At 67.4% G+C, this 16,373-nt stretch carries 17 protein-coding genes; 11 read left to right on the top strand and 6 right to left on the bottom strand.

The window, feature by feature from the left end; genetic code table 11:
- The first annotated feature begins 88 nt into the window (after positions 1 to 88).
- Positions 89 to 679, top strand: a complete 591-nt coding sequence (gene mdaB / locus ACVRRC_RS02710; protein WP_011911368.1) for an NADPH:quinone oxidoreductase MdaB — start codon at positions 89 to 91, stop codon at positions 677 to 679.
- 71 nt (positions 680 to 750) lie between these two features.
- Here mdaB and ACVRRC_RS02705 read toward each other — a convergent pair whose 3' ends face one another.
- Genes ACVRRC_RS02705 through ACVRRC_RS02695 form a run of 3 tightly spaced genes read right to left on the bottom strand, consistent with a single transcriptional unit; the run spans position 751 to position 3,643 of the window.
- Positions 751 to 2,187 carry an NAD(P)(+) transhydrogenase (Re/Si-specific) subunit beta gene (locus tag ACVRRC_RS02705; protein ID WP_017245878.1) on the bottom strand — a complete coding sequence of 479 codons (1,437 nt, stop codon included), beginning with the start codon at positions 2,185 to 2,187 and terminating at the stop codon, positions 751 to 753.
- Positions 2,188 to 2,190: 3 nt separating this feature from the next.
- Positions 2,191 to 2,508 (bottom strand): NAD(P) transhydrogenase subunit alpha part 2, encoded by a 318-nt coding sequence (locus ACVRRC_RS02700; protein ID WP_472996595.1) that lies wholly within the window; start codon positions 2,506 to 2,508, stop codon positions 2,191 to 2,193.
- Between the two features lie 13 nt (positions 2,509 to 2,521).
- The gene (locus ACVRRC_RS02695; RefSeq protein ID WP_014595403.1) at positions 2,522 to 3,643 is read right to left on the bottom strand and encodes a Re/Si-specific NAD(P)(+) transhydrogenase subunit alpha; all 1,122 of its coding nucleotides are present in this window, start codon (positions 3,641 to 3,643) and stop codon (positions 2,522 to 2,524) included.
- Between ACVRRC_RS02695 and ACVRRC_RS02690 the strand changes: the two genes are divergently transcribed.
- The 10 genes from ACVRRC_RS02690 to ACVRRC_RS02645 all read left to right on the top strand — a co-directional run bounded on the left by ACVRRC_RS02690 (position 3,636) and on the right by ACVRRC_RS02645 (position 11,824).
- The gene (locus ACVRRC_RS02690; RefSeq protein WP_279639687.1) at positions 3,636 to 3,803 is read left to right on the top strand and encodes a hypothetical protein; all 168 of its coding nucleotides are present in this window, start codon (positions 3,636 to 3,638) and stop codon (positions 3,801 to 3,803) included. The two genes, ACVRRC_RS02695 and ACVRRC_RS02690, sit on opposite strands and share 8 nt — an antisense overlap.
- Before the next feature lie 359 nt (positions 3,804 to 4,162).
- Positions 4,163 to 5,677 carry a type II secretion system ATPase GspE gene (gene gspE, locus ACVRRC_RS02685; protein WP_017245879.1) on the top strand — a complete coding sequence of 505 codons (1,515 nt, stop codon included), beginning with the start codon at positions 4,163 to 4,165 and terminating at the stop codon, positions 5,675 to 5,677.
- A 150-nt stretch (positions 5,678 to 5,827) separates the two neighbouring features.
- Entirely contained in the window at positions 5,828 to 7,042 is a 1,215-nt protein-coding gene (gene xcpS / locus ACVRRC_RS02680) for a GspF family T2SS innner membrane protein variant XcpS (protein WP_013981326.1), read from the top strand.
- Positions 7,043 to 7,047: 5 nt separating this feature from the next.
- On the top strand, positions 7,048 to 7,488 hold the full coding sequence (gspG, locus tag ACVRRC_RS02675; protein ID WP_011911373.1) for a type II secretion system major pseudopilin GspG: 441 nt from the start codon (positions 7,048 to 7,050) through the stop codon (positions 7,486 to 7,488).
- 3 nt (positions 7,489 to 7,491) lie between these two features.
- A complete protein-coding gene (gene gspH / locus ACVRRC_RS02670; RefSeq protein ID WP_011911374.1) occupies positions 7,492 to 8,061 on the top strand; it encodes a type II secretion system minor pseudopilin GspH in 570 nt (189 codons plus the stop codon).
- The gene (gene gspI / locus ACVRRC_RS02665; RefSeq protein ID WP_045158147.1) at positions 8,058 to 8,474 is read left to right on the top strand and encodes a type II secretion system minor pseudopilin GspI; all 417 of its coding nucleotides are present in this window, start codon (positions 8,058 to 8,060) and stop codon (positions 8,472 to 8,474) included. Before gspH ends, gspI begins: the two co-directional genes overlap by 4 nt.
- Positions 8,474 to 9,187, top strand: a complete 714-nt coding sequence (gspJ, locus tag ACVRRC_RS02660; protein WP_045158146.1) for a type II secretion system minor pseudopilin GspJ — start codon at positions 8,474 to 8,476, stop codon at positions 9,185 to 9,187. Before gspI ends, gspJ begins: the two co-directional genes overlap by 1 nt.
- Positions 9,184 to 10,173 carry a type II secretion system minor pseudopilin GspK gene (gene gspK / locus ACVRRC_RS02655; RefSeq protein ID WP_106442610.1) on the top strand — a complete coding sequence of 330 codons (990 nt, stop codon included), beginning with the start codon at positions 9,184 to 9,186 and terminating at the stop codon, positions 10,171 to 10,173. The genes gspJ and gspK overlap by 4 nt, the downstream gene beginning before the upstream one ends.
- A 2-nt stretch (positions 10,174 to 10,175) precedes the next feature.
- A complete protein-coding gene (gspL, locus tag ACVRRC_RS02650) occupies positions 10,176 to 11,306 on the top strand; it encodes a type II secretion system protein GspL (protein ID WP_053527975.1) in 1,131 nt (376 codons plus the stop codon).
- Positions 11,306 to 11,824, top strand: a complete 519-nt coding sequence (locus ACVRRC_RS02645; protein WP_014595407.1) for a type II secretion system protein M — start codon at positions 11,306 to 11,308, stop codon at positions 11,822 to 11,824. Before gspL ends, ACVRRC_RS02645 begins: the two co-directional genes overlap by 1 nt.
- 37 nt (positions 11,825 to 11,861) lie before the next feature.
- Here ACVRRC_RS02645 and ACVRRC_RS02640 read toward each other — a convergent pair whose 3' ends face one another.
- The 3 genes from ACVRRC_RS02640 to ACVRRC_RS02630 all read right to left on the bottom strand — a co-directional run bounded on the left by ACVRRC_RS02640 (position 11,862) and on the right by ACVRRC_RS02630 (position 16,338).
- Entirely contained in the window at positions 11,862 to 13,265 is a 1,404-nt protein-coding gene (locus tag ACVRRC_RS02640) for an aminoacyl-tRNA deacylase and HDOD domain-containing protein (RefSeq protein WP_011911380.1), read from the bottom strand.
- Positions 13,266 to 13,340: 75 nt separating this feature from the next.
- Entirely contained in the window at positions 13,341 to 15,413 is a 2,073-nt protein-coding gene (gene recG / locus ACVRRC_RS02635) for an ATP-dependent DNA helicase RecG (protein WP_472996594.1), read from the bottom strand.
- Positions 15,414 to 15,417: 4 nt separating this feature from the next.
- Positions 15,418 to 16,338: a hydrogen peroxide-inducible genes activator gene (locus ACVRRC_RS02630; RefSeq protein ID WP_013981335.1), complete on the bottom strand. Its 921-nt coding sequence runs from the start codon at positions 16,336 to 16,338 to the stop codon at positions 15,418 to 15,420.
- Between the last annotated feature and the right edge of the window lie 35 nt (positions 16,339 to 16,373).

Here is a 16,373-nt window from a genome sequence, read left to right as displayed (position 1 = left end):
GTCAGCAAAGATGATTTGCCTGTCAGGGGCTGGGTGCGGTGCGCAGGCGTGGCTAAGCTGCGCGCCATTCTGTTGCTGAGGCGTTCCCATGAAGAAGATTCTGCTACTCAACGGCGGCAAGGCCTTCGCCCATTCCGCCGGCCAGTACAACGCAACGCTGCACCAGGCAGCCATCGAAACCCTCATGGCTGCCGGCTTCGAGGTGCGCACCACCGAGATCGATGCCGGTTACGACGTGCAGCAGGAGGTCGAAAAGATCCTCTGGGCCGACGCGCTGATCTATCAGATGCCCGGCTGGTGGATGGGCGCACCCTGGACGGTGAAGAAATACCTGGACGAGGTGTTCACCGCCGGCCACGGCAGTCTTTACGCCAACGACGGCCGCACCCGCTCCGACGCCTCGCAGAAGTACGGCAGCGGCGGTCTGCTTCAGGGCAAACGCTACATGATCTCCGCCACCTGGAATGCGCCGCAGCAGGCCTTCGACGACCCCAGCGATTTCTTCGCCGGCAAGGGCGTGGATTCCGTCTACCTGCCGTTTCACAAGGCCAACGAGTTTCTCGGCATGCAGGGCCTGCCGACCTTCCTCTGTGTCGACGTGATGAAGCGGCCGCAGGTCGAGGCGGATGTCGAGCGCTATCGCCGGCATCTGGGTGAGGTGTTCGGCTTCAGCGTCTGACCTTCGACCGGCAAAGAAAAACCCCTCGCGGCATGGCCGGGAGGGGTTTTTTCGTTTTCAGTACGAGGTGATCAGTCCACGGCCTTGACCATGTCCTCGACGACCTTCTTGGCGTCGCCGAAGACCATCATGGTCTTGTCCATGTAGAACAGCTCGTTGTCCAGGCCGGCGTAGCCGCTGGCCATGGAGCGCTTGTTTACGATGACTGTCTTGGCCTTGTACGCCTCGAGGATCGGCATGCCGGCGATCGGCGATTTCGGATCGGTCTTGGCCGCCGGGTTGACCACGTCGTTGGCGCCGAGCACCAGCACCACGTCGGCCTGGCCGAACTCGGAGTTGATGTCCTCCATTTCGAACACCTGCTCATAAGGCACTTCGGCTTCGGCCAGCAGCACGTTCATGTGCCCCGGCATGCGGCCGGCGACCGGGTGAATCGCGTACTTCACGGTCACGCCCATGTGCGTCAGCTTCTCCGCCAGTTCCATCAGCGCGTGCTGTGCGCGGGCCACCGCCAGGCCGTAGCCGGGCACGATGATCACGGTGTCGGCGTTGGTCAGCAGGAAGGCGGCGTCGTCGGCCGAACCGGACTTCACGTTGCGCTCCAGCTGTGCGCCCGCCGGGCCGCCGGCATCCGCGTCGGCGCCAAATCCGCCGAGGATGACATTGAAGAACGAGCGGTTCATCGCCTTGCACATGATGTACGAGAGGATCGCGCCGCTCGAGCCTACCAGCGAGCCGGCGATGATCAGCATCGAGTTGTTCAGCGAGAAGCCGATACCGGCGGCCGCCCAGCCCGAATACGAGTTGAGCATCGACACCACCACCGGCATGTCGGCACCGCCGATGGGGATGATGATCAGCACGCCGATGACGAAGGCCAGCGCCACCAGGATGGCGAAGGCACCGAGGTTGCCGGTGAAGGTGTAGACCAGGCCCAGGCCGACGATCGCCAGGCCCACGGCCAGGTTGACCATGTGCTGGCCCTTGAACACCACCGGAGCGCCCTGGAACAGGCGGAACTTGTACTTGCCGGACAGCTTGCCGAAGGCGATCACCGAACCGGAGAAGGTGATGGCGCCGATGGCCGCACCGAGGAACAGCTCCAGGCGGTTGCCCACCGGAATGGCGTAGCCCATGTGCTCGACGATGCCCAGCGACTGCGGTTCGACCACCGCGGCAATCGCGATGAACACCGCGGCCAGGCCGATCATGCTGTGCATGAAGGCGACCAGTTCGGGCATCTTGGTCATTTCGACGCGCTTGGCCATGACGGTGCCGACGCTGCCGCCGATCAGCAGGCCGACGATCACATAGCCGATGCCGGCGGTGGCCAGCTCGCTGCCGAGCTTGAAGATCAGGCCGACCGTGGTGAGCACCGCGATGCCCATGCCGATCATGCCGAACAGGTTGCCGCGGCGTGAGGTGGTGGGGTGGGAGAGGCCCTTCAGCGCCTGGATGAAGCACACCGAGGCGACCAGATAGAGCAGGGTGATCAGGTTCATGCTCATGGCTTACTTGCCCTCCGTCTTGGCCGCGCTGCGGTCCTTCTTCTTGAACATTTCCAGCATGCGACGGGTGACCAGGAAGCCCCCGAACACGTTGACCGCGGCCAGCGCCACGGCGAGCGTGCCCATGGCCTTGCCCAGCGGGGTAACGGTGAGCGCGGCGGCCAGCATGGCGCCGACGATGACGATTGCCGAGATCGCGTTGGTGACCGCCATCAGCGGCGTGTGCAGGGCCGGGGTGACGTTCCAGACCACGTGGTAGCCGACGTAGATCGCCAGCACGAAGATGATCAGGTTGTAGATGCCGTCCGAAATCAGATCCATGTTCGCGTCTCCCTTAACCGTTGGTCCGCACGACCTGGCCGTCGCGGCACATCAGGCACGCGGCGACGATGTCGTCTTCGAGGTTGAGCTGGAACTGGCCGTCCTTGTCGATGACCAGCTTGAGGAAATCCAGCAGGTTGCGGGCGTACAGCGCCGAGGCGTCAGCCGGCACCAGCGTCGCCAGGTTGGCGTGGCCGACGATGGTCACGCCGTGGCGCACCACCACCTGGTCAATCTCGGTCAGTGGGCAGTTACCGCCATGCCCGGCCGCCAGGTCGACGATCACCGAGCCGGGCTTCATCTGCTCGACGGTGGCTTCTTGCAGCAGCGTCGGCGCCTTGCGGCCCGGGATCAGCGCGGTGGTGATGACGATGTCCGACTGCAGCGCGCGCTCGTGCACCGCCTGCGCCTGACGCGCCATCCACGAGGCCGGCATCGGCCGCGCATAGCCACCGACGCCTTCGGCGCATTCACGCTCCTCGTCGGTCTCCAGCGGCACGTCGACGAACTTGGCGCCGAGCGATTCGATCTGCTCCTTCACCGCCGGGCGCACGTCCGAAGCCTCGACCACCGCACCCAGGCGCTTGGCCGTGGCGATGGCCTGCAGCCCGGCGACGCCGGCGCCGAGGATCAGCACGCGCGCGGCCTTCACCGTACCGGCGGCGGTCATCAGCATCGGCATGAAGCGCGGGTAGTGATGGGCACCGACCAGCACCGCCTTGTAGCCGGCGATGTTGGCCTGTGACGAGAGCACGTCCAGGCTCTGTGCGCGGGACGTACGCGGCGCGGCCTCCAGGGCGAAGGCGGTGATACCGCGGGCAGCCATGCGCGCGATGCAGTCATTGTCGAACGGGTTGAGCATGCCCAGCAGCACGCTGCCGGACTGCATCTGCGCCAGTTCGGCCTCGTCCGGCGCATTGACCTTCAGCACCAGCTCGGCGGCAAAGGCCGCGGCCGCATCGCCGATGGTTGCGCCGACCGCTTCATAGGCGCTGTCCGGCACGCTGGAAAGCAACCCGGCGCCGCTTTGCAGCGTCACCCGGTGCCCTTGGCCGATCAGTTTCTTGACGGTTTCCGGGGTCGCGGCGACGCGCGTTTCCCCGGAGTGGGTTTCGAGAGGAACACCGATGTGCATTGTTGTTGTTCTCCTGCGTGATCATGACCGGTGCTGCGGCGGACCGCGCACCGACGTGCTTTTCGCCCGCCCGCTGCTCTGGCGGACGGGGTTGGAACGGATGGAGCAGGCCGGACGGCTCGAAAACGAACTGCCCGGCGCGGCATTCTGCAAGCCCTGAAAAAATCAAACAACTGTTTCAATCAAACGATTGTATTTGACGCATCGGTCGCAGGATGACTGCCTGTTTTCCGCGCTTCGCTGCAGATTGCGTCCTGTTTGGCTCTGCGCAGCCTTGGTCAGTCTCTGTCAGGCAGACGAAGCGGCCGCATCATGAATGACGCGCCATTGACGTGGTATTCGTCAGCGGTGCCGGGCGTCTGCGACCTTGGTGCCGGGTTAAGTCGGCTAATCAGGAAAAACGCACGCACGTTGAAATGTCATCCAATCCTTGTAGTCCAACTAGGCTGGTTGGACCCGATTGGAGTGTTTCGAGCGCGGCGACGTCGGGTCGTTGCGTATCGCCGGTGGAGCTGCACGATGCCCGAACTCGATGTAAACGACGTGACCACGCTGCTCGAGCAGCCCGCTCAACGCCGCCTGCCGTTCGCCTTCGCTCGTCGCCACGGCGTGCTGCTGCTCGAGCGCGGCGGCGAGCTGCGCCTCGGCCTGCGCGAGGGCGCCGCACTGACGGCGGTGCAGGAGGCGCAGCGGGTGGTCGGCATGCGCCTGCCCATGCAGTGGCTGGCCCAGGCGGATTTCGACCAGGCGCTCGGTGCGGCGTACCAGCATGATTCGTCGGCGGCAATGCTGATGGTCGAGGGGCTGGGCAACGACCTGGACCTGGCCAGCCTGGCCGACCAGATCCAGGAAACCGAGGACCTGCTGGAGCAGGAGGACGACGCGCCGATCATCCGCCTGATCAACGCGATCCTCGGCGAGGCGATTGCCGAGAACGCCTCGGATATCCATATCGAAACCTTCGAGAAGCGCCTGGTGATCCGCTTTCGCGTCGACGGCATCCTCCGCGAAGTGGTGCAGCCCAAGCGCGAGCTAGCGGCGCTGCTGGTCTCGCGGATCAAGGTCATGGCCAAGCTGGACATCGCCGAGAAGCGCATCCCGCAGGACGGACGTATCTCGCTGCGGGTCGGCGGTCGCGAGGTGGACATCCGCGTTTCCACGCTGCCCTCGGCCAATGGCGAGCGGGTAGTACTGCGTCTGCTGGACAAGCAGGCCGGGCGCCTGACCCTGCGTCATCTCGGCATGAACGAGCAGGACCGCCGCCAGCTGGAGCAGGCGGTGAAGAAGCCCCACGGCATCATCCTGGTCACCGGCCCAACCGGTTCAGGCAAGACCACCACGCTCTATGCCGCGCTGACGACCCTCAACGACCGTACGCGCAACATCCTCACCGTCGAGGATCCCATCGAGTACCACCTCGAAGGCATCGGCCAGACCCAGGTCAACACCAAGGTCGACATGACCTTCGCCCGCGGCCTGCGTGCCATCCTGCGTCAGGACCCGGACGTGGTGATGGTCGGCGAGATCCGCGACCAGGAAACCGCCGACATGGCCGTGCAGGCCTCGCTCACCGGCCACCTGGTGCTCTCCACGCTGCACACCAACAGCGCCATTGGCGCCGTCACGCGCCTGGTGGACATGGGCGTCGAGCCGTTTCTGATCTCCTCGTCGCTGCTCGGCGTGCTGGCCCAGCGCCTCGTGCGGGTGCTGTGTAATGACTGTAAACGCGCCTACATCGCCGATGCCGCCGAGTGCGAGCTGCTCGGCGTCAGTCCGGCCGAGGCGCCGACGCTGTACCACGCCGAAGGCTGCGAGCAATGCCGTGGCCTCGGGTACCGCGGGCGTACCGGCATCTATGAGCTGGTGCTGTTCGACGACACCCTGCGCACCATGGTGCACACCCGCGCCAGCGAGCAGGACATGCTGCGCCATGCCCGTGAGCTGGGCCCGAGCATCCGCGAGGACGGGCTGCGCAAGGTGCGCGAGGGGGTGACCACCATCGAGGAAGTGCTGAGGGTGACGCGTGAGGAGTGAGGGGATGAGGTTGATTCCGACGCGCCTGCAGAGGCATCCGCAGCCTGACCGACACCGTATGGTGGCGCCATTCGCGGCCGCTCGCTCGGCTGTACGGAATCTGTGTAGAGGCGCTCTCGACCGCGGATCGCCGCTGTTGGAGACCGCCTGATGGCTGCCTTCGAATACCTCGCCCTCGACCCCCGTGGCCGTGAGCAGAAGGGCCTGATCGAGGCCGACAGCCCGCGTCAGGCGCGGCAGTTGCTGCGCGAGAAGCAGTGGGCGCCGCTGGAGGTGAAGCAGGCCAAGTCCAAGGAAGACGTCAGCCGTGGCGGCTTCAGTTTCGGCCGCGGCCTGTCGGCGCGTGATCTGGCATTGGTCACCCGGCAGCTGGCGACGCTGGTGCAGGCCGCGCTGCCCATCGAGGAAGCTCTGCGCGCGGCGGCCGCGCAGTCCACCTCGGCGAAGATCAAGTCGATGCTGCTGGCGGTGCGCGCGCGGGTGATGGAAGGCCACAGCCTGGCCGCGGCGCTGCGCGAATATCCGTCGGCCTTTCCCGAGCTTTACCGCGCCACCGTGGCGGCCGGGGAGCACGCCGGCCATCTCGGGCTGGTGCTCGACCAGCTGGCCGACTACACCGACCAGCGTCAGCAATCGCGGCAGAAGATCCAGCTGGCGCTGCTCTATCCGGTGATCCTGATGGTCGCCTCGCTGGCCATCGTCGTGCTGCTGCTCGGCTACGTGGTGCCGGACGTGGTCAAGGTATTCGTCAACACCGGGCAGGAACTGCCGGCGCTGACCCGCGGGCTGATCGCCACCAGCGACGTGGTGAAGAACTGGGGCTGGCTGATCGTGCTCGGCCTTGTCGGCGCGTTCCTGGCCATGCGTGCGGCCCTGCGCGACCCGGCGCTGCGCCTGCGCTGGCATGCGTTCATCCTGCGGATACCGCTGATCGGTCGGCTGAGCCGGGCGACCAATACCGCGCGCTTCGCCTCCACCCTGGCGATCCTGACGCGCAGCGGCGTGCCGCTGGTGGAAGCGCTGTCCATCGCCGCTGCGGTGATCGCCAACCTGCGCATCCGCGAGCGGGTGGTGGAGGCGGCGCAGAAGGTGCGCGAGGGCAGCAGCCTGACCCGTGCGCTGGATGCCACCGGGGAATTCCCGCCGATGATGCTGCACATGATCGCCAGCGGGGAGAAATCCGGTGAACTGGATCAGATGCTGGCGCGAACCGCGCGCAATCAGGAGAACGACCTGGCCGCCCAGGTGTCTCTGCTGGTCGGCCTGTTCGAGCCGTTCATGCTGGTGTTCATGGGGGCGGTGGTGCTGGTCATCGTGCTGGCCATCCTGATGCCGATCCTCTCTCTCAACCAACTGGTGGGTTAACGACCATGACAACAAGACTGCAGCGCCGCACCCAGGGCGGTTTCACCCTTATCGAGATCATGGTGGTGGTGGTCATCCTCGGCATCCTCGCCGCGCTGGTGGTGCCGCAGGTGATGAGCCGGCCGGACCAGGCCAAGGTCACCGTGGCCAAGGGCGACATCAAGGCCATCGCCGCCGCGCTGGACATGTACAAGCTGGACAATTTCGCCTACCCGAGCACCCAGCAGGGGCTGGATGCATTGGTGAAGAAGCCTTCCGGCAACCCGCAGCCGAAGAACTGGAACCGCGACGGTTACCTCAAGCGTCTGCCGAAGGACCCATGGGGCAACGACTACCAGTACCTGTCGCCGGGCACCCAGGGTCAGTTCGACCTGTATTCCTTCGGTGCCGACGGCAAGCCCGGCGGCAGCGATCTCAACGCCGATATCGGGAACTGGGACCTGTAATCGATGCGGCAGCGCGCCCGCGCCTTCACGCTGATCGAGCTGCTGGTGGTGATCGTCCTGCTGGGCATTCTGGTCAGCGTGGCGGTGCTCAGCGTCGGTGGCTCCAGTACCTCGCGCGAGCTGCGTGACGAGGCGCGGCGGCTGGCGGCGCTGATCGGCGTGATGAGCGACGAGGCGGTGCTCGACAGCCGCGAGTACGGTCTGCTGATCAACAGCGAGGGGTATCGCGTGCTGCGCTATGACGAGACGGCCATGCGCTGGTTGGAGGTCGAGCGGCGCAAGACGCACAAGGTGCCGGCGTGGATGCGTCTGGATCTGGAACTGGACGGCACGCCACTTGAACTGGTGGCGCCGACCCGGCGTGAGGACGACCGTGCAGGGCTGTCGCGCGAGGGCGAGCGGACTGAACGGCGCGCACCGCAACTGGAGCCTCAGTTGCTGATACTGTCCAGCGGCGAGCTGTCGCCGTTCAGTCTGCGCCTGTCCGAGCGCAAGCCGGGCGGTGGCACCTGGCTGATCGCCAGCGACGGCTTCCGCCTGCCCGAGGCCGAGCCGCTCGGAGAGCGGCGATGAGAGCCTCTCTGGCCAGGGCCGGCCGCGGTTTTACCTTGCTCGAAGTGCTGGTGGCGTTGGCAATCTTCGCCAGCGTATCGGCCGTGGTGCTCACCGCCGCCGGGCGCAGCCTGAGCAATGCCGGGCGACTGGAAGAACTGACCCTGGCCGGCTGGATCGCCGACAACCGCATCAGCGAGCTGCAGTTGCAACAGGTTCCGCCTGCCATCGGCCGCGAGACGCGGGAACTGGAGTTCGGCGGCCGCCAGTGGCAGACCCTCAGCGAAGTCGAGGCCAGCGCCGACCCGGGCCTGCTGCGCGTCACCGTTTGGGTCGCGCTGCAGACACCACGCGCTCGCAGCGGCTCGCTGGCCGAGCGCGCGGTCACCAGCCTGACCGGCTTCATCGGCGTCGAGCCGGGAGCCGCGCCCTGATGATCGATCGCATGCGCGCCGACGCCGGCTTCACCCTGCTGGAACTGCTGATCGCCATCGCCCTGTTCGCGCTGCTGGGGCTGGGCACCTATCGCATGCTCGAAGCGGTGTTGCAGAGCGACGAGGCGGTGCGTGCGCAGGAACTGCAGCTGCGTGAGCTGAGCCGGGCGGTGTGGGCCTTCGAACGTGACCTGCAGCAGGTGGTCGGGCGGCCGATCCGCGACGGTTTCGGCGACGAGCGCAGTGCCTTGATCGGCCAGCTGGGTGGTGAGGATGGCGCGCCGGTACTGGAGTTGACCCGCGCCGGCTGGCGCAACCCCACCGGCCTGCGCCGTGCCAATCTGCAGCGGGTGCGCTGGCGACTGGCCGGCGACAACCTCGAGCGCGTCTACTGGGTGGTGCTGGACCGCGACATCGACAGCGAACCGCGCGTGCAGCGCGTGCTGGACAACGTCCAGGGCCTGCAGCTGCGCTACCTCGACGAGGAGGCCGTGTGGCACGAGGAATGGCCGCCGTTCGATTTCGGCCGCGGCAGCCCGGAGAACGCCGCCGAACGCCTGCCGGTCGCCGTGGAGCTGAGTGTCGATCACGCCCGCTACGGCCGCATCACCCGTCTGCTGCGCCTGCCCGATGCCGCCGAGCAGACGATGCAGCAGGCATTGCCCGGCGCCGAGGGTGTGCCCGAGCCGTTCGAAGGGGAGCTGCCACAATGAGTCGCCAGCGCGGCGTGGCGCTGATCACCGTGCTGCTGGTGGTGGCCATCGTCACCGTGGTCAGCGCGGCAATGGTGGCGCGCCAGCAGCTGAGCATCCGCGCTACCAGCAATCAGTTGCAGGCGCGTCAGGCCTGGCATTACGCGCTGGGCGGCGAGGCGCTGGCGCAGGCCATCCTGGCCCGTGACCTGCGGTCCGCCGCCGGTGCTGACCCGGGCGCCGGTGGTGAGGCAGCGGCCGTCGATCATTTGCTGGAACCCTGGGGCCAGCCGCTGCCGGCGTTCGAGATCGACCAGGGCGAGATCCTCGTGCGCATCGAGGATATGGCCGGACGCTTCAACCTCAACGACCTGCTGCGCGATCAGCAGCCCAATCCCGCCGCCGTCGAGCAGTTCCGCCGGCTGCTGCTGCGCCTGCAGATCAGCGCGCCCTATCCGGAGCGCCTGCTCGACTGGCTCGACCCCGACCAGCAGCCCAGTGGCGAGCTGGGCGCCGAAGACAACGCCTACCTCAGCCTCGACCCGCCGTATCGCAGCGCCGGACGCCGGCTCCACGACCTCTCCGAGCTGCGCCTGCTGCTGGACATGCGCGAGGAGGATTTCCAGCGTCTGGCGCCCTACGTGGCCGCGCTGCCGAGTGGCGTGCCACTGAACGTCAACACCGCCAGCGCGATGGTGCTCTCCAGCCTCAGCGACAACCTCAGCCTGGGTGCCGCCGAGTCGCTGGTCGAGCTGCGGCGCAGCGCGCCGTTTCGCAACAGTGCCGCCTTCCTCGCGCAGCCGGCCATGGCCGGAACCACGCTGCAGGGCACTGCGCTGGCGGTTGGCAGTCAATTCTTCCAGGCCACCAGCGAAGTGCGCCTGGGCGACCGCCGGCTGGCGCTGGTCAGCCTGCTGCAACGCGAGCAGGACGGCAGCGTCCGCGTGCTCGCGCGAAACCTCGGTCAGCCCGCCCGGCTGGCCTCACCGAACCGGAGCAGACCCTAACCATGGATTGCCTTTTCCTGCCCGCCAATTGCCCGGCCCGGCTCGACGCCGAGACCCGCGTGTACTGGCTGCCCAAGGAAGAGCCCGGGCGCTGGCAAGCGCTGGGCGACTGCAGCGCGGCCGGCGCCATCAGCCTGATCCTGCCGACGGAGGTCTGCAGCTTCTTCGCCATCAGTCTGCCGACCCGCAAGGCGCGCTGGATGCAGCAGGCGCTGGCCTATGCCGCCGAGGAACTGTTGGCCGAGAACGTCGACGAGCTGCATCTGGCCGTGGGCGAGACGCTGCCGGATGGCCGCCAGCGCGTCGTGGCGATCCGCCGCCAGCTGCTGGCCGGCTGGCTGGAGCAGCTGCGCGAACTGGGGCTGCTGATCGTGGCGATCCATGTCGACGCCGACCTGTTGCCGCGCGAGGCGACACAGTTGCTATTCATCGGCGAGCGCGGCCTGCTCGGTGGCGAAGGCGAGACCCGGCTGGCCTTCGCCGCCGCGGACTGGCCGCAGCTCGCCACGCTCTGCCCGGCACCCTGGCACGCCCAGGGCAACGTGGCCGAGCCGCCGCTGGCACTGGACGACTATCGCCAGCTGGACGACCCCTATGGCTTTCTCGCCGCGCAGCGCGCGGCGGCACTCAACCTCGCCCAGGGCGATTTCGCGGTGGAGGTCGGCAATACCGGCCTCGGTTACTGGAAACCGCTGTTCGCCGTCGCCGGGCTGATCCTGCTGGTGCAGCTGGGCTTCAACCTGGGCCAGGCCTGGTACTTCCAGCGCCAGGGCGACGCCTACGCCGAGGCCAGCCTGGCGCTGTACCGCGAGCTGTTCCCGGAGGACATCCGCATCGTCAACATGCGCGCCCAGTTCGATGATCATCTGGCTCGCGGCAGCGGTGGGCAGGCGGGCTTTCTGCGCCTGCTCGATCACGCCGCCGCGGCACTGGAAGACGGCATTCCGGTGACCATCGGCCAGCTCGACTACAACCAGGACCGCGGCGATCTGGCGCTGCAGGTGCAGGCGATGGACTTCGCCACCCTGGAAACCCTGCGCCGGCGCCTGGGCGATGCGGGGCAGAGTGTGCAGCTGGGCTCGGCCAGCCGCGAAGGTGATGGCGTCAGTGCGCGCGTGGTGATCGGAGGCTGATGATGAATCTCAAGCAGCAACTGGCCGTACGTCTTGCCGACTCGCCGCTGTGGCAGCGCTGGCAACGCCTGGCGCCGCGCGAGCGCACCTCGCTGAGCCTGCTCGGCGCCTTTCTGCTCGCCGTGCTGTTCTACCTCTGGCTGTGGCTGCCGGCGCAGCGCCAGGCGGCCGAGGCGCGCGACTACTATCAGGCGCAGCGCGAGCTGCACGCCTACATGGAGCAGAACACCGAACTGGCGCGGCAGATGGAGCGCAGCAATCAGGTCGAACTGGCGCCCGAGCAGCTGCAGGGCGTGATCACCGAAAGCGCGCAGCAGGGCAACCTGTCCATCGAGAGCTTCGACAACGGCAGCGACGGCAGCCTGCAGGTGAGCCTGCCCGGGGCCTCCTATGCCCTGCTGCTGCGCTGGTTCGACACCCTGCAGGGGCAGGGGGTGAGCGTCACCGAGGTCAGCCTGGAGCGCGCCGGCGAGGGGCTGGTCAACGCGCGGGTGAGCTTTCGTGCCGGCAACGGCTGACGCCGCGGGGCAGCGGCGCCTGCGCGCCGGTAGCCGGTCAGTGCGAGGGGTTGAACTGCATGGCCAGCGCGCGTAGTGCGGCTTCGGCGGCGAGCACCTTGGCGATGGCGTCGTTGGCCTTCTCGCGGGTGATACCCAGGCGATCGAACAGCTGCTGCGGCACCTCGGCGTCCGGCCCGCTACCGATACCGCGGTTGCGCAGCATGCGCACCGCCAGGCAGACCAGGTTCGGATAGGCCGCATCCTCGCCGTCATAGCCCGGGTCGTTCTGGAAGCGCAGGGCGGCCGCCAGTTCTTCGGGCATGCCCCACAGGCGCATCAGCCAGGCGCCGATCTGTTCGCGGGTGATGCCCAGCAGATGCTGCTCGACATGGCCGTGCGAAAGGTGCGGATTGGCTTCCAGGTGGCGGCAGATCAGCGAGAAATGCGGCGGGAAGACGTGCGCCAGCACCAGATAGCCGAAGTTGTGCAGCAGCCCGGCGAGGTAGCTCAGGCCCGGCTCTGGACGCTGCTCGCGGGGGATGGCGCGGGTCAGCCCTTCGATCACCGCGGCGGTGTAGATCGCCTGTTGCCAGTAGGGCGTGGCGTCCTGCGGCTTGTCGTTCGGCAGGCTGATGGTCTTGCCCAGCGCCAGGCCGAGGGCGAGGTTGATCACCAGGTCGAAGCCGAGCACGCGGACAATGGCGTCTTCCACCGAGCGGATGCGCCCGGGCGCGGCGTAGTAGGGCGAGGCGGCCCAGCTGATCACCTGCGCCGCCAATGCCGGGTCGGTTTCCACCACGCCGGTGATGTCGTCGACGGTGGCTTCCGGGTTGACTCGCAGCTTGATGATCTTTTGCGCCGTATGCGGCAGCGGCGGAATCTCGATGGTTTCTTCCAGACGCTTCTGGATGCGCCGCGCAGTGAAGCTCTGCACGGCCTGAGTGATTTCCGCACGGTCGTCGTGCGGGCGGTCCAGGTTCGGCCGGATGTCGCTCAGCGGCACGGCGAAGTTGCCGGCGCTGGCCTTGCTCAGCAAGCGCTTGAAGTCGGCGCCGGCGACTTCCACCAGCAGGCCGGGCTGACCGGACTCGACCAGCAGCCGCGGCTGCTGCAGCAGGCGTTCTTCGTACAGGCAGGGCGAGCTGGTCAGCGGCGGCAGGCCGGGCAGGCGGCTCAGCTCGTGCTTGGCGAGCATGCGCGCCAGTCGCTCCGGCTTGACCGCCGCCAGCTCGCGGCCGGTGAGCTCGGTCAGGCGCGTGAGATCGAGCAGATGGTCCTGGGGGAACAGCACCAGCATGGCGCCGATGCTGTCATCCAGCAGCACTGCCTGGACCCGCTGGGCCGCCGGAATATTGGGGCGGTCGCGCTGGATCTGGTAGTCCACACCGAGGTCTTTCAACAGCTTGGTGATCAGCAGGGGCAGTTCGGAGCAGCTTTCGGTGTCGACAGCAGTATTCATAAGCGGACCTGTTGTAGTGACCTGCCGGAGTATAGCGAAGCCGTCACGCGTGGACGCTGCGGCGACGGATGGTTGTCATACCTGGCCGTATTCCTGGCCGTGACGCAGCCAGCGCTCGAGCAGTGGGCTGACGTGCTGCGGCCAGCGTGCCAGCAGTGTCTGGGCGGCGTCGCGCACCGCCGGTAGCAGCTCGGCGTCGCGCATCAGGTCGGCGACCTTGAACTGCAGGAGGCCGGTCTGACGAGTACCGAGCATCTCGCCGGGGCCGCGCAGCTCCAGGTCCTTTTCGGCAATCAGGAAGCCGTCGCAGGTTTCGCGCATGATCGCCAGGCGTTCGCGGCCCAGCTGCGACAGCGGCGGGTGGTAGAGCAGCACGCAGTGGCTCGCCGCGCTGCCGCGGCCGACCCGTCCGCGCAGCTGATGCAGCTGCGCCAGGCCCAGGCGTTCGGGGTTCTCGATGATCATCAGGCTGGCGTTGGGCACGTCGACGCCCACCTCGATGACGGTGGTGGCCACCAGCAGCTGCAGTTCGCCGCGCTTGAACTGCTCCATCACCGCGGCCTTCTCGGCCGGCTTCATGCGCCCGTGGATCAGCCCCACGCGCAGCCCGACGAGCGCCGCGGAAAGGTCCTCGAACGTGGTTTCCGCGGCCTGGCAGGTGAGTTCCTCGGATTCCTCGATCAGCGTGCATACCCAGTAGGCCTGGCGGCCCTCGTTGCAGGCGATGCGTACCCGCTCGATGACTTCCAGGCGCCGGCTGTCGGCGATCACCAGGGTGTTCACCGGCGTACGTCCCGGCGGCAGCTCGTCGAGGATCGAGGTATCGAGGTCGGCATAGGCGCTCATCGCCAGGGTGCGAGGAATAGGCGTGGCGGTCATGATCAGCTGATGCGGGCAGAGCCGGCCGTCGATGCCCTTCTGGCGCAGGGCCAGGCGCTGCTGCACGCCGAAGCGGTGCTGCTCGTCGATGATCACCAGGGCCAGGCGCTTGAAGACCACCTCGTCCTGGAACAGCGCATGGGTGCCTACCACCATCGGGCAGCCGCCGGCGATCTGCTCCAGCGCCGCGGCGCGGGCCTTGCCCTTGAGCTTGCCGGCCAGCCAGGCGACCTCGATGCCAAGCGGTTCCAGCCACTTGCTGAAGTTGAGAAAGTGCTGCTCGGCGAGGATTTCCGTGGGCGCCATCAGCGCCACCTGATAGCCGGCTTCCAGTGCCTGCAGCGCAGCAAGGGCGGCGACCACGGTCTTGCCGGCACCGACGTCGCCCTGCACCAGGCGCAGCATGGGTTCGTCCTGGGCCAGGTCATAGGCGATCTCGGCGCCGACGCGCTGCTGCGCGCCAGTGGGGCTGAAGCCGAGGTTGGCGAGAAAGCGCTGCGGCAGCCTTTTCGCCGGCGGCAGTTGTGGTGCCTGCTGGGCGCGTACCCGCTCGCGCAGGCGCTGCAGCGACAGCTGATGGGTCAGCAGCTCTTCGAAGGCCAGGCGATGCTGGGCCCAGTGGCGGCCCTCGGCGAGCTCCGCCAGATCGGCGTCCGGTGGCGGCCGGTGCAGGTAGCGCAGGGCCTGATCCAGCGGGCCGAGCCGGTACTCGCGGGCCAGCTCCGCCGGCAGCCAGTCCGGCAGACTGTGCGGGCCGAGTCGGCTCAGCGCCTGCTCGCTGAGGTTACGCAGGCGCTGTTGGGTCAGGCCCTCGGTGGTCGGGTAGATCGGCGTCAGGGTCTGTTCCACCGGCGCCGGCTCGCCGGTCAGCGCGCGGTATTCGGGATGGTAGATCTCCAGTCCCGAAGCCCCGGGACGGGCTTCGCCGTAGCAGCGCAGCTGGGTGCCGCGCTTCATCGCTTCTTTTTGCGCCTGGCTGAAGTGATAGAAGCGCAGGCTCAGCGTGCCGCTGCCGTCCTGCAGGCGCACCAGCAGGCTGCGCCGACGGCCCATGACGATATCCGCGCCGGCGACGATGCCTTCGATCACCGCGTCCTGCCCCGGTCTCAGCGAGCCGATGGGCACCACGCGGGTGCGGTCCTGGTAGCGCAGCGGCAGGTGGAAAAGCACGTCCTGCAGGGTTTCCAGGCCGACCCTGGCCAGCTTTTCTGCCAGCGCGGCGCCGACGCCCTTGAGTGCGGTGACCGGAATGGTCGCCAGTTCGCTCATGGCCTCAGGCTTTCGCCGACGGCGGCTTGCCTACCGAACACAGGCGGATCGAGTCGGCGAGGATCTCGATGGCCTTGGGCCGCGGGAAGCTGGCACGCCAGGCGATCGCCACGGTGCGGAACGGCACCGGCGGCGTCAGCGGGCGGATCTCCAGCACGCCGGGGGAGTAGTGATGGCTCTCTACCGCCGACAGCGGCAGGATCGACACACCCAGGCCCGAGGCGACCATGTGGCGGATGGTTTCCAGCGAGCTGGATTCCACCGTGGTATGGCTGGCCGCTTCGCCCTTGCGCACGGTCGGGCAGGCCTCGAGCACCTGGTCGCGGAAGCAGTGCCCCTCGCCGAGCAGCAGCAGGCTCTTGTCGTTGAGCATCTCCGCGTCGATGGTTTCCTTGGCGGTCCAGGGATGGTCGGCGGGCATCAGCACGTAGAACGGCTCGTCATACAGCGGCTTGGTCAGCACATCGGCTTCCTGGAACGGCAGCGCGATGATGATCGCGTCCAGCTCGCCGGTGCGCAGCTTGTCGCGCAGGACGTGGGTGAAGTTCTCTTCGATGTACAGCGGCATGTCCGGCGCCACCCGATGCAGCTGCGGGATCAGGTGCGGGAACATGTAGGGGCCGACGGTATAGATGGCACCGACCTTGAGCGGTGCGGCCAGCTGGTTCTTGCCGACCTGGGCCAGCTCGCGAATGCTCTGCGCCTGCTCCAGCACCTTCTGCGCCTGGGTGACGATGCCTTCGCCCACGGGGGTCAGGCGCACGGCGCTCTTGGTGCGTTCGAAGATCAGTACCCCCAGCTCGTCCTCGAGCTTCTTCACGCCAACCGAAAGGGTCGGCTGACTGACGTGGCAGCGCTCGGCGGCACGGCCGAAGTGCTGTTCCTGGGCGAGGGTGACGATGTAGCGCAGTTCGGTCAGAGTCATAGTCAGCATCCATCAGATTGCCGGCAAGCATAGCC

Source organism: Stutzerimonas sp. LR2, assembly GCF_055755175.1.
This window is presented reverse-complemented; position numbering and strand designations above follow the sequence as displayed.

What these genes read in the sequence shown, in the direction of transcription:
- gspJ (WP_045158146.1), top strand. Translation starts at nt 8,474, where the DNA reads ATGATCGATCGCATGCGCGCCGACGCCGGCTTCACCCTGCTGGAACTG.
- mdaB (WP_011911368.1), top strand. Translation starts at nt 89, where the DNA reads ATGAAGAAGATTCTGCTACTCAACGGCGGCAAGGCCTTCGCCCATTCC.
- ACVRRC_RS02695 (WP_014595403.1), bottom strand. Translation starts at nt 3,643, where the DNA reads ATGCACATCGGTGTTCCTCTCGAAACCCACTCCGGGGAAACGCGCGTC.
- ACVRRC_RS02700 (WP_472996595.1), bottom strand. Translation starts at nt 2,508, where the DNA reads ATGGATCTGATTTCGGACGGCATCTACAACCTGATCATCTTCGTGCTG.
- gspH (WP_011911374.1), top strand. Translation starts at nt 7,492, where the DNA reads ATGCGGCAGCGCGCCCGCGCCTTCACGCTGATCGAGCTGCTGGTGGTG.
- recG (WP_472996594.1), bottom strand. Translation starts at nt 15,413, where the DNA reads ATGAGCGAACTGGCGACCATTCCGGTCACCGCACTCAAGGGCGTCGGC.
- gspL (WP_053527975.1), top strand. Translation starts at nt 10,176, where the DNA reads ATGGATTGCCTTTTCCTGCCCGCCAATTGCCCGGCCCGGCTCGACGCC.
- gspG (WP_011911373.1), top strand. Translation starts at nt 7,048, where the DNA reads ATGACAACAAGACTGCAGCGCCGCACCCAGGGCGGTTTCACCCTTATC.
- gspE (WP_017245879.1), top strand. Translation starts at nt 4,163, where the DNA reads ATGCCCGAACTCGATGTAAACGACGTGACCACGCTGCTCGAGCAGCCC.
- gspI (WP_045158147.1), top strand. Translation starts at nt 8,058, where the DNA reads ATGAGAGCCTCTCTGGCCAGGGCCGGCCGCGGTTTTACCTTGCTCGAA.
- ACVRRC_RS02640 (WP_011911380.1), bottom strand. Translation starts at nt 13,265, where the DNA reads ATGAATACTGCTGTCGACACCGAAAGCTGCTCCGAACTGCCCCTGCTG.
- ACVRRC_RS02630 (WP_013981335.1), bottom strand. Translation starts at nt 16,338, where the DNA reads ATGACTCTGACCGAACTGCGCTACATCGTCACCCTCGCCCAGGAACAG.
- ACVRRC_RS02690 (WP_279639687.1), top strand. Translation starts at nt 3,636, where the DNA reads ATGTGCATTGTTGTTGTTCTCCTGCGTGATCATGACCGGTGCTGCGGC.
- ACVRRC_RS02645 (WP_014595407.1), top strand. Translation starts at nt 11,306, where the DNA reads ATGATGAATCTCAAGCAGCAACTGGCCGTACGTCTTGCCGACTCGCCG.
- xcpS (WP_013981326.1), top strand. Translation starts at nt 5,828, where the DNA reads ATGGCTGCCTTCGAATACCTCGCCCTCGACCCCCGTGGCCGTGAGCAG.
- ACVRRC_RS02705 (WP_017245878.1), bottom strand. Translation starts at nt 2,187, where the DNA reads ATGAGCATGAACCTGATCACCCTGCTCTATCTGGTCGCCTCGGTGTGC.
- gspK (WP_106442610.1), top strand. Translation starts at nt 9,184, where the DNA reads ATGAGTCGCCAGCGCGGCGTGGCGCTGATCACCGTGCTGCTGGTGGTG.